The organism is Actinomadura sp. NPDC049382 (assembly GCF_040677125.1).
Taxonomy (GTDB): Bacteria; Actinomycetota; Actinomycetes; order Streptosporangiales; family Streptosporangiaceae; genus Spirillospora; species Spirillospora geliboluensis.
Genome location: NZ_JBFARO010000193.1, coordinates 1 through 10,850, shown reverse-complemented (window position 1 = coordinate 10,850; position 10,850 = coordinate 1). Strand labels below are relative to the sequence as shown.

Below are 10,850 nucleotides of genomic sequence, written 5' to 3'. Positions count from 1 at the left end.
GCCGGTACCGCAACGGCCCGCACCACAGGACGCCGGCCGTCGGCCGCACCATCGGCAGCACGCATGCCCGCCCCGCGCCTGGCACCGCGCAGGAACGAGGAATGACACATGCCTACCAATGTTCTCGACGTCGCCGTCATCGGTGGCGGTCAGGCAGGTCTGGCCGCCGGTTTCTACCTGCGCCGCAGCGGCAGGGAGTTCGCGATCTTCGACGCACAGGAAGAGCCGGGCGGGGCTTGGCCGCACATGTGGGAGTCGCTACGGCTGTTCTCACCCGCCCGCTACAGCTCGCTCCCAGGCTGGCCGATGCCGCCCTGGAACCACGGCTACCCACCCGGCGCCCACGTCGTCGACTACCTGACCGCCTACGAGAAGCGCTATGACCTGCCGATACACCGGCCAGTGCGCATCCAGGCGGTGCACCGCGACGGCGATCTCCTCCGCTTGGACAGCGCGACCGCGTCCTGGTGGGCCCGGCACGTCATCAGCGCGACGGGGACCTGGTGGCGCCCCTACCTGCCCTATTATCCGGGACGCGGCGACTACCAAGGCCGTCAGCTCCACACCGCGCAGTACCGCACGCCCGATGACTTCCGCGAGCAGCGCGTCGTGGTGGTCGGTGCAGGCAACTCCGCCGCCCAGATCACCGCAGACCTGCACTCGCGGGCGACAGCGATCTGGACGACCCTGCGCCCGCCGCGCTTCCTCCCCGACGACCTCGACGGACGTGCCCTCTTCGAGCTGGCCACTCGCCGTATCCGCCAGCTCCGCGATGGGCACGCCGACTCCGGCGGTATCGGCGGACTGGGCGACATCGTCGCTGTGCCTGCGGTACGGGACGCCCGGGAGCGGGGCGTTCTGCGCGCCCAGCCGATGTTCGATCGCCTTACCCCGACCGGCGTGGCCTGGTCCGACGGCAGAATCGAGGACTGCGACGCGATCATCTGGTGCACCGGCTTCCGCCCGGCGCTGAGTCACCTCACGCCGCTCGGCCTGCGTGACGGGACGGGGCGCATACCGACCGGCGGTGGAACCCGGTCATTGGCTGAACCCCGGCTGCACCTGCTCGGATACGGCGACTGGACGGGCCCCGGCTCGGCGACCCTGGTCGGCTCTGCCAGAACCGCCCGAGACGCCGTCCGCGACATCACCGCCCAACTCGACCTCGAATAGACCGCCGGCACACCTCCCGGCCGTGTTCTCTGCGGGCAGGCTGGATCCAGTAGGTGCCAGAAGGCGCCTATCCCGCCGGTGCCGTGGGGACGTCCGGCAGGAGTGCCTTCAGCGCGGCACGCAGTTCTGCGTAGCGCCTGTGTTGATACCCGGTGAACAGCACGGTGTGCGAGTTGCCTCCGATCGCCGTCTCTTTGGTCGTCCCCAGCGCCTTCACGGTCTTGACATCTTCGGCTGTAGCCATGAAGACGCACCCGTTGACCAGCATCGTGGGATCTTTCCATTGCACTTGGACGATGTCGGCCAAGGGGATCACCGTGTGCCGCTCGGCTGCTATGCGTGCCAAGCCGCTTCGGCGTATCTCCACGTGGTCGCCGCGCAAGGTCACCGTGGCCAGATGCGCCTTGATCGTCCGGGGCTCGCGCTTACGGAGGTTGGCCATGACCGCATCCTCGCACCACCCGGGCGCCGTCAACCTCCGCCGATTAGCGCAACCACCTGACCGTCATCGGCTCCACCGAGATCACCGTCATCCCTTCCAACAACCGACGGGATGCACTTGGCGATCGTCCACTCAGCCGCGCCGAGGCCTGCCTCAAGGGGCCGCAGGCTGTACGTCGTCTCACCACGCCACGGGCACGTATGTCCCTCCTTAATGATCATCTATCGAGTGGTGAGGATGCACCCGGCAGCATGGGAAGACACGCCTCCGAAAGACTTCGTGTTTGTGTCGTTTGACATGGTCGTTGGGCGTATTTCACCCTAGGCTCCGGCGATATGGCTCGCCGTACTGGGCTCGTCATCGCCCCGCTGCTGATCTTTGTTCTGTTCGGACTTGCGGGATGCGGCAACGGTGGCGGTGCCCAGGGGTCGTACAAGCCGTCGTTCCTTCCCTTCAAGATCAGTTATAGTCCGGGGAGCGGGATGGTTGTCACCGGCGACAAGTCGGTCGTGACGCCGCTGGGGGAGTTCTCGATCGGTGCCAAGTACTCGCTGCCTCGGCGGCCTGCCGATGCCATCCGTGTGGTGCTCCGGGACCGGTCAGTCGGTTTCGACGAGGTCTATGATCTCGGCGGGCATGCGGGCGAGTTCGAGGCCACCCTGGACGGTACGACGAAGGTCCAGGTCCGCGACCGGACGGTCACGATCGATGTCACTCAGGTCGAGACGAGGAGCATCGAGTTCAGGCCCGCTCAGGCCGCTGCCCAGGAGGCACCGCCGAACCTGCTGAACAAAGGAATCGACAGGTGGAACGGCTACTGGGATGACGCGTTCTACAGTCCACTGGCCCTGAGTCGATGGGCCTACGGCGACTCCACCATGGGGAAGTGGTACGGCCTGGGGTTCGTCTGGTTCTTGATCCGACTTGTGCTCGCGCTCATTCTCGGAATCCTGGACATCGTTCTCGTCCTGGTTTGCGTTTTCGCAGCCTGCTTCTACGTCTTCTTCGGTGGCACCGGCCGGAACATTGCCTACGGATTATCGTGCCTGTTCGGATGCCTCGTTTTCTATTCCGTTCGAGTCCTCAGATGAAACTTGATGTCCGCGAGCCGATCGCATCCTGTGCCGGCCATCTCTGCCCAATGGCTTCGCCGGTTTGAGGGTGGGGACAGAGGTGCAAAGCCCGCTCAGTTCGGGCGTCGTAGCGGTGGGCGTCGGTGCGGTGGCCTGAGGGAGGGGAACGCCCTGACCGCGTGGGACCGCAGGGCGCGCTGGTGCCGTGGCGTTCTGCCAAGTGCACTACGCGCTCCCGCGGTCCCAGTCAGGCTGTGTTTCAGTGTGGGCTCAGGCGGACCTGGTCCGGGTGCACTTTAGTTTTGTGCCTTCCCAGCGGCAGGTCTGCTGGTAGTCGGAGCGGAATGGGGCGCCGGCCCAGGGGTAGCGGTCGTCGGGTTGTTCGGTGGGCATGACTCCGGTGAAGTTGGCGGCGTCGTCGATGCTCCCGGTGCCGGTGTACTTGGTCTGCATCGGATAGGGGTAGACGGGCCGGGTCCGGACGGTCCGGTCGCCGTCCTTCTTAGCGGCGATGATCTTCTGGGGGGCGGCGCCCTTCTCGACCCAGTCGTAGATGGGTGTGAACAGGTCGAAGGTGTCGGGTCCGTATCCCTGGACGCAGTGGTAGACGCCGGGGAACAGGAAGGTTCGGGCGAATCGTCCGGTGGCCTTGGGGCCGCCCATCCGCTGGGTGAGGGCGTGGTGGTAGGCCAGGGTGCTCTCGGTCGGGATGGCGGGGTCGGCCCAGCCGTGCCACATGATGAGCTTGCCGCCGCGGTCGCGGAAGCGGGTGAGGTCGGGGTCGGTGGAGTCGTAGATGCCGCTCATCTCGCGCAGTTTCTTGAAGGTGCGCAGGTCGAAGCGGTGGTCCTTGAGGGTGTAGGACGCGGGTGGGTTGTTCCAGGACGCGAAGTACTTGAGGTAGTTGTAGCCGAGGGCCTCCAGGCCGCCGGTCTGGCCTTGGGGTGCGATCACGTAGCCGAGCCAGGCCGCTTCGGTGCCCTTGGCGAGTCCGGCAGGGAACAGCCGTCGGCCCTTGGCGTCGACCGGTCCCTGGTAGATCTTGCGGACCACGTAGACCTGGTCTCTGGTCAGGCAGGTCGGTTGGGGCGAGGCGGTGGGGCAGCGCAGCGTGCCGGGATCGAAGTCGCAGTTGCGCGGGTTGTTGATGAGGCCGTCGGTGAGCCCGTCGGTGGCGTCGCAGGCCTGCATGACCTTGCTCTGCAGGAGCGGCAACTTGTCCGGGCCGAGGATCTGGCGGCCCTTGTCGTCGGTGTTGACGGTGGCGATCCAGGGGAAGAACTCGCCGGCCAGTGCGACGAGGTTGTTGCCGGGGGCGCCGGCGATGATGCCGTCGAAGTCGTCGGGGTAGCGCTGGGCCTCCATTAGCGCCTGCCGGCCGCCGTTGGAGCAACCGGCGAAGTAGGAGTACTGGGGCGCCTGCCCGTAGTAGGCCTTGGTGACCGCCTTGGCGACGAGCGCGGTGACGTGCTCGGACCGGTAGGCCATGTCGATTCGCAGCTGCGGGTCAGAGTGGGCCCAGAGGGCGTCTCGCGAGTCGACGCCGATGTGGCCGCCGTTGCTGGCGCCGAGGACGACGCGCCCGTCGTCGGGGGGCGCGCATCCGCCGGGGAGGAAGTGGTTGGGGTTGTCGGGGGCGGCGAATCCGCAGAAGCCGCCGCAGCCGAGCTGCACGTAGCGTCCGGTCCAGCCCTGTGCGGGGAGTCGGAGTTCGAACTGGATCTGGGGTGAGACGTAGCCCTTGACCTGGCAGTAGGCGGGCTTGTCGGCGGTGGCGGCGACGTGCGTCGCGGAGATGATCCTTGTGGGGGCGTCGGGCAGGGCAGTGAGGTCCAGGCCGGTGAGCTGCTGGCAGGGGACGGCCGCCGCCGTCGGTGTGGTGGTGCCGGCTCTGGCCGGTGTTCTGCCGGTGACGGCCTGGGCGGCGGTGACCGTCATCAGTACGGCCATGAGGGTGCCGACGATCAGGAGTGCCGGTCTGGTTTTGGGCAGGCTTACGCGTCTCATGTGGGGTGGGTGTCCTTCCGCCGGGGGTGCAGCAGGGGACCGCTCTGCTGCGGTCGGAAACGGGTGAGGGCGTTGTGGGGAGGGTGGGTGGTCAGTTGACCTGGCGGCTGCGGCCGGCCCAGTACGGTGCCCGCAGCGACTTCTTGTCGATCTTGCCTGCGGGGTTGGTGGGCAGGGAGTCGATGAAGTCGACGCTCTTGGGCGCCCAGACGCTTCCCTTGTGCTCCTTGACCAGGGCGATGAGCTCGTCGGGTTGGACCGGGGTGCCCGGCCGGACGACCACGAGCGCCTTGACCGCCTCGCCCCACCGCGGGTCCGGGACGCCGATGACGGCGCACTGGGCGACGGCGGGGTGGGTGATCAGAATGTCCTCGATCTGGCGGGGGAAGACGTTGAAGCCGCCGGTGACGATCATGTCCTTCTTGCGGTCGACGATGAAGACGTAGCCGGCGTCGTCGATGTAGCCGATGTCGCCGGACCGTACCCAGCCGTCCTGCATCGCCTCGGCGTCCCGGTCGGCGTCGACGTAGCCGACCATCTGCCCGGGCTGGGACGCGCAGATCTCACCGGTCTCGCCCGGCGGCAGGAGGTTGCCGTCGGCGTCGCGGACGGTCAGATCGACGTGGTACATCGCGCGTCCGGCCGAGGCCAGCCGGGCGATCCACTCGGGGGAGTCCAGGCGGTGGTCTTCCTTGCGCAGGCATGTCATGTAGCCGGGCTCGGTTCCGGCGTAGGTCTGGGCGAAGACGGGCCCGAAGGTCTCCAGGGCGCGGCGGAGCCCGTCGGGGGCCATGGGGGAGCCCGCGTAGATGATCGTGCGGAGCGTGGACAGGTCGGCCTTCTCGCGGCGGGGGTGGTCCAGCAGCATGTACACGATCGTGGGGACGACGGCGGTGGCCGTCACGCCCTCCCGTTCGATGGTGTCCAGCAGCAGGTCGAGGTCGAAGCCGGGCAGCAGGACGTTGGTGCCGCCGCGCATGAAGACGGGCATCACGAAGGTCTGGGTGAAGTGGGTGAGCGGCGCGGCGTGCGCGAAGACCTCGCCGGGGCGGATGTCGCCGATCTCCAGGCCGGCGGTGATGGCGTAGTGCGACCAGGTGGCGTGGGTCTGCAGGACGCCCTTGGGAACGCCCGTGGTTCCTGAGGTGAACCCGACGAAGGCCAGGTCGTCGACGCTGATGTCCACGTCCGGGGCGGTCGAGGGCTGCGTCGCGAAGGCGGTCTCGTAGTCCAGGACGTCGGCCGCGGGGGTGCCGCCGCCGAGTCGGATGACGTGCCGGAGTTCGGGGAGCCGGTCGCGGATCTGCGTGATCTGGCCGTCGAAGGATTCGTGGTAGATCAGCGTCGAGGCCCCGACCTCGTCGAGGAAGTAGTGGAAGTCCTCGGCGGAGGCCCGCGTGGGCATCTGGGTGACCGCCGCGCCCGCCTTCCAGATCCCGCACATCGTCGGGATGAATTCCAGGCAGTTGGGCATCAGGAGCCCCACCCGATGCCCGTTGCCGACTCCGAGGCCGGTGAGCCCGTTGCCGACCCGGTTGGCCCACTGGCGCATCTGGGCGTAGCTGAGGCGCCGGTCGGCGTCCACGAGGGCGGTGCGGTCGGCGTAGTAGGTGCACGTCCGGTCGAAGACCTTGGGCAGAGTTCCCCACATGGCGTCTACCTTCCTGATCCTGGGGTGGCCGTGGATTGCCGTGGTGATGCGGATTACTGGTGCTCGGTGGCCCGCTGGAGCGCCTCGGCCGTCGCCTGCCGGGCCTGGTCGAACTCGCGGCGGGTCTGATCGACCAGCTCGGCGACGCTGAGGATCCCGGTGATTCCCGAGACGCTGTGGCCGGCGCTCCATACGTTGCGCTGGTTGAGGAGCCGTTGTTGCGCGAACCCGTCGGCGCCCTGCGGCGGGGCGTCCGCCGTCGCCTTCTTCAACCATCCGTCCAGGAAGTTGGCCGGTAGACCGCTCAGGGCGGTGGTGAGGGTGACGTCGTCCAGGGACGATTCGACCAGTGCCTGGCGGAAGGCGTCGTCGGCGAGGCTCTCGGTGGTCGCGATGAACTTGGTGCCCATATAGGCCAGATCGGCGCCCAGGGCCTGGGCGGCCCACAGGGCGACGCCGTCCGACACGCCTCCGGCGAGGACGATGGGCCCGTCGAACTGGCCGCGGACGGCCCGGACGAACGACAGCGGGTTGGCCCAGCCCGTCTGGCCGCCGGCGCCCGCTGTCAGCAGCACTAGGCCGTCCACGCCGGCGTCGATCGCGCGTTGGACGTGCCGCATGCTCGCGACGTCGGCGAAGACCAGGCAGCCCGCGTCCTGCAGCGGGGCCAGGACGGGAGCGGGCGACCCGACGCTGGTGATGACCAGGGGCACCTCATGGCGGATCAGGGAGGCGACGTCCCCCGCGAGCCGCTGGTTCGAGCGGTGCACGACCAGGTTCGCGGCGAACGGTGCGGCCTCGTCCTCCAGGTCGGCCAGGCCGGCGGTGATCTGCTCCAGCCAGCCGTCGAGCTCGGACGGCGTCCGCGCGTTGTGGGTGGGGAAGGAGCCCACCACGCCGTTGCGGCACGCCGCGGTCACCAGGTCGGGCCCCGACACGTCGGTCATCGGGGCGGCCACGAGTGGGAGCGCTAGGTGGTCGAGCCGGGAAGGCAGCGCCATCACCCCTCCAGAGTGAAGATTCGATGGTGGATCCTGAGATCACAGCATGCGTCTGTAGTGGGCACTTGGTGGCGTAAGTAAATATGGATTAACCTCCGTTGGCAAGAGCAAGCAGCACGACACCAGTGCGGAGGTTCTGCGTGGACCGTTTCGTTCAGATCGCCGGGGTCGGGATGACCCCGTTCTCCAAGCCCAGTGCGGGCACCCCCTACACGGTGCTCGCCGAGCAAGCTGCCCGCGTCGCGCTGGCGGACGCGGGCCTCGACTACCGCCAGGTGCAGCAGGCCTACGCCGGATACGTCTACGGCGACTCCACCTGCGGCCAGGCGGCCCTGTACAGCCTCGGGCAGACCGGCATCCCCATCGTCAACGTCAACAACAACTGCTCCACCGGCTCCTCTGCGCTGTGGCTGGCCCGCCAGGCCGTCCAGAGCGGCGAGGTGGACTGCGTGCTTGCCGTCGGCTTCGAGCAGATGCGCCCGGGCGCCCTCGCCAGCGTCTGGGACGACCGCCCCGACCCCCTCGAACGCTCCGAGACGGCGATGGCGCAGATCCAGGGAGCGGACGCGCACGCACCGGTCGCCGCGCAGTTGTTCGGCGGCGCCGGCCAGGCCTACGCCGACGCGCACGGCACCGCCCCCGAGACGTTCGCCAAGATCTCGGTCAAGGCGCGGCGCCACGCCGCCGCGAACCCCTACGCGGTGTTCCGGACGGCGCTGACCGAGGAGGAGGTGCTGGCCTCCCCGCGCATCTACGGTCCGCTGACCCGCCTGCAGTGCTGCCCGCCCACCTGCGGCGCGGCCGCCGCGGTGGTCTGCAGCACCGACTTCGCGCAGCGGCACGGCCTGGACGCCTCCGTCGCCATCCGCGCCCAGGCGCTCACCACCGACACCGCGTCCACCTTCGACGCCGGAGACATGATGAAGGTCGTCGGCTACGACATGAGCCGGACCGCGGCCGAGCGCGTCTACGCCGACGCCGGCGTAGGGCCCGACGACATCGACGTGGTGGAGCTGCACGACTGCTTCACCACCAACGAGCTGATCAGCTACGAGGCGCTCGGGCTCACCCCCGAGGGGACCGCGGAGAAGTTCGTCCTGGACGGCGACAACACCTACGGCGGGAAGGTCGTCACCAACCCGTCCGGCGGGCTCCTGTCCAAGGGACACCCCCTCGGCGCCACCGGCCTCGCGCAGTGCGCCGAGCTGGTCTGGCAGCTGCGCGGCCAGGCCGACGCCCGGCAGGTCGAGGACGCCCGGCTGGCACTCCAGCACAACATCGGGCTCGGCGGCGCCGCCGTGGTCACCCTCTACGAGAGGACCAGCTGAGATGGCCGGATCACCAGCGACCGGCTTGTCCACGCCGCCCTCGACCGTCGATGTAGAGCGCGGACGGCTGCGGCTGTTCGCCAAAGCCATCGGAGAAACCGACCCCGTCTACACCGACCTCGACGCCGCCCGCGGCGCCGGCCACCGCGACCTACCCGTTCCCCCAACCTTCCTGTTCTGCCTGGAGATGGACCGGCCGGACCCCTTCGCCTTCCTGACCGAGGCCGGAATCAACCTCGACCGGGTCCTGCACGGCGAGCAGAGCTTCACCTACCACGCGCTCTGCCACGCCGGCGACAGCCTGACCTTCGAATCCCGCATCACCGACGACTACGAGCGCAAGGGCGGCGCGCTGCGGTTCCTCGTCCGCCAGACCCATGTCACCAGAGCCGGCCGGCCGATCGCCGACCTGAGCAACGTCATCGTCGTCCAGCAGGAGAAGGCGGAAGCATGACCCCCCTCACCGACCTGCGCGAGGGCGACGAACTGCCGCCCCTGCGGCTACCGGAGATCAGCCGGACGACGCTGGCCCTGTACGCAGGTGCATCAGGCGACCACAACCCCATCCACATCGACATCGACGCCGCCCGCAACGCCGGGCTCGACGACGTCTTCGCCCAAGGCATGCTCTCCATGGCCTACCTCGGCCGGCTCCTGACCGGCTGGGTCACTCAGGACCGCATCCGCTCCTACAGCGTCCGCTTCACCTCCATCACCCCGCTGCACGCCGAGCCGATCTGCACAGGCCAGGTCACCGCGATCGAGGACGGCGACGGAGAACGCCGCGCCCGCCTCGACCTCCAAGTGGCACTGAACGACGGCACCATCACGCTGCGCGGCCAAGCCCTCATCGCACTGGCATGACAGCACCGGAAAGGACTCCCGTGGGAACACTCGACGGCAAGATCGCCCTGGTCTCCGGCTCCGGCCGCGGCATCGGCCGCGCCATCGCCCTCAAACTCGCAAGCCACGGCGCCCGCGTCGTCATCAACGACCTCGACCCCGAACCGGCCGAGGAGACCCTGACGGCGATCAAAGCCGCCGGCGGCGAGGCCGTCGCCTGCGTCGGCAGCGTCACCGACGAAGACTTCGCCGACCGGTTCGTCGCGACAGCCGTCGACAACTACGGCGGCCTCGACATCGTGATCAACAACGCCGGCTACACCTGGGACAGCGTCATCCAGAAGATGACCGACGAACAGTGGGACGCGATCCTGGACGTCCACCTCAAGGCACCGTTCCGCATCCTGCGCGCCGCCCAGCCGGTCATCAGCGCCCGCGCCAAGGCCGAACAAGCCGACGGCCTGCGCGTCCACCGCAAGATCGTCAACATCTCCTCGATCGCCGGGCTCGGCGGCAACGCCGGCCAGGCCAACTACGGCGCCGCCAAGGCCGGCATCGTCGGCCTCACCAAGACCCTCGCCAAGGAATGGGGCCGCTACGCGGTCAACGTCAACGCCGTCGCCTACGGCCTCATCCGCACCCGCCTCACCGAAGCCGCCGCCGACAGCGACTCCACCATCGACGTGCAAGGACGCCAGATCAAGGTCGGCGTCAACCCCGGCCTGCTCACCGCCATGGAGCAGATGATCCCGCTCGGCCGGGCCGGCACCCCCGAGGAAGCCGCCGGAGCGATCTACCTGCTGTGCCTGCCAGAGTCGGACTACATCAGCGGCCAAGTCGTCGTCTGCGGCGGCGGCTACTCCTGAACGGACCTAACATTCCCCACGTGATGCCGACCGAGGACAAGACCGCGATGACCCGGACGAGCACGCATCCGGCACGCGGCAGGCGCCCACGTGACCGCAAGGCGCAGATCGTGACCGCCGCCGCCGACCTGTTCCACCAGCACGGCTACCACACCGTCACGATGGACCAGATCGCCGGCGCGGTCGGCATCACGGCCGGGGCCCTCTACCGCCACTTCCGCAACAAGCAGGAACTGCTCGCCCGCACCGTCGACGACGGCCTCTCCGCGTTCGAGACCGCCGTCCGCGGCACCGCACCAGGAGACATCGACACCCTCCTGGACGTCATGGCCTCCCTCACGCTGGACCGCCGCGACCTGGGAGTCCTCTGGCAACGCGAATCCCGGAACCTTCCCGACGCCGACCGCGACCGGCTACGCCACCGCTTCCGCGGCGTCGCCGAGAACACCGCCCCGGTCATCCAAGC

The 10,850-nt window shown here is 68.6% G+C and carries 11 protein-coding genes; 7 read left to right on the top strand and 4 right to left on the bottom strand.

The annotated features are described in order from the left end of the window. The first annotated feature begins 108 nt into the window (after window positions 1-108). Window positions 109-1,173 (top strand): ArsO family NAD(P)H-dependent flavin-containing monooxygenase, encoded by a 1,065-nt coding sequence (locus AB0K34_RS44305; protein ID WP_364554532.1) that lies wholly within the window; start codon window positions 109-111, stop codon window positions 1,171-1,173. 67 nt (window positions 1,174-1,240) lie between these two features. On the opposite strand, the gene AB0K34_RS44300 is transcribed toward AB0K34_RS44305, so the two are convergent. Then, window positions 1,241-1,615, bottom strand: coding sequence for a hypothetical protein (locus tag AB0K34_RS44300; protein ID WP_364554530.1), 375 nt, complete (start codon window positions 1,613-1,615; stop codon window positions 1,241-1,243). A 335-nt stretch (window positions 1,616-1,950) separates the two neighbouring features. Here AB0K34_RS44300 and AB0K34_RS44295 point away from each other — a divergent pair, with 335 nt between their 5' ends. Then, window positions 1,951-2,706, top strand: coding sequence for a hypothetical protein (locus AB0K34_RS44295; protein WP_364554529.1), 756 nt, complete (start codon window positions 1,951-1,953; stop codon window positions 2,704-2,706). 252 nt (window positions 2,707-2,958) lie between these two features. Here the strand turns inward: AB0K34_RS44295 and AB0K34_RS44290 are convergent, their stop codons facing one another. From AB0K34_RS44290 to AB0K34_RS44280, 3 genes are all read right to left on the bottom strand, one after another. Next, on the bottom strand, window positions 2,959-4,695 hold the full coding sequence (locus AB0K34_RS44290; RefSeq protein WP_364554527.1) for a tannase/feruloyl esterase family alpha/beta hydrolase: 1,737 nt from the start codon (window positions 4,693-4,695) through the stop codon (window positions 2,959-2,961). A gap of 91 nt (window positions 4,696-4,786) precedes the next feature. Beyond that, the gene (locus AB0K34_RS44285; protein ID WP_364554525.1) at window positions 4,787-6,346 is read right to left on the bottom strand and encodes a long-chain fatty acid--CoA ligase; all 1,560 of its coding nucleotides are present in this window, start codon (window positions 6,344-6,346) and stop codon (window positions 4,787-4,789) included. Window positions 6,347-6,399: 53 nt separating this feature from the next. Then, window positions 6,400-7,347 carry a nitronate monooxygenase gene (locus tag AB0K34_RS44280; protein ID WP_364554523.1) on the bottom strand — a complete coding sequence of 316 codons (948 nt, stop codon included), beginning with the start codon at window positions 7,345-7,347 and terminating at the stop codon, window positions 6,400-6,402. Window positions 7,348-7,487: 140 nt separating this feature from the next. Here AB0K34_RS44280 and AB0K34_RS44275 point away from each other — a divergent pair, with 140 nt between their 5' ends. The 5 genes from AB0K34_RS44275 to AB0K34_RS44255 form a co-directional block, all read left to right on the top strand. Then, entirely contained in the window at window positions 7,488-8,675 is a 1,188-nt protein-coding gene (locus tag AB0K34_RS44275; protein WP_364554521.1) for a lipid-transfer protein, read from the top strand. A 1-nt stretch (window position 8,676) separates the two neighbouring features. Then, the gene (locus AB0K34_RS44270; protein ID WP_138641030.1) at window positions 8,677-9,129 is read left to right on the top strand and encodes a MaoC family dehydratase N-terminal domain-containing protein; all 453 of its coding nucleotides are present in this window, start codon (window positions 8,677-8,679) and stop codon (window positions 9,127-9,129) included. Continuing rightward, window positions 9,126-9,539 carry a MaoC family dehydratase gene (locus AB0K34_RS44265; protein WP_364554519.1) on the top strand — a complete coding sequence of 138 codons (414 nt, stop codon included), beginning with the start codon at window positions 9,126-9,128 and terminating at the stop codon, window positions 9,537-9,539. Before AB0K34_RS44270 ends, AB0K34_RS44265 begins: the two co-directional genes overlap by 4 nt. Before the next feature lie 20 nt (window positions 9,540-9,559). Further along, window positions 9,560-10,384, top strand: a complete 825-nt coding sequence (locus AB0K34_RS44260; protein WP_364554517.1) for an SDR family oxidoreductase — start codon at window positions 9,560-9,562, stop codon at window positions 10,382-10,384. A gap of 23 nt (window positions 10,385-10,407) precedes the next feature. Then, a partial coding sequence (locus tag AB0K34_RS44255; protein WP_364554515.1) for a helix-turn-helix domain-containing protein occupies window positions 10,408-10,850 on the top strand: 443 nt, incomplete at its 3' end.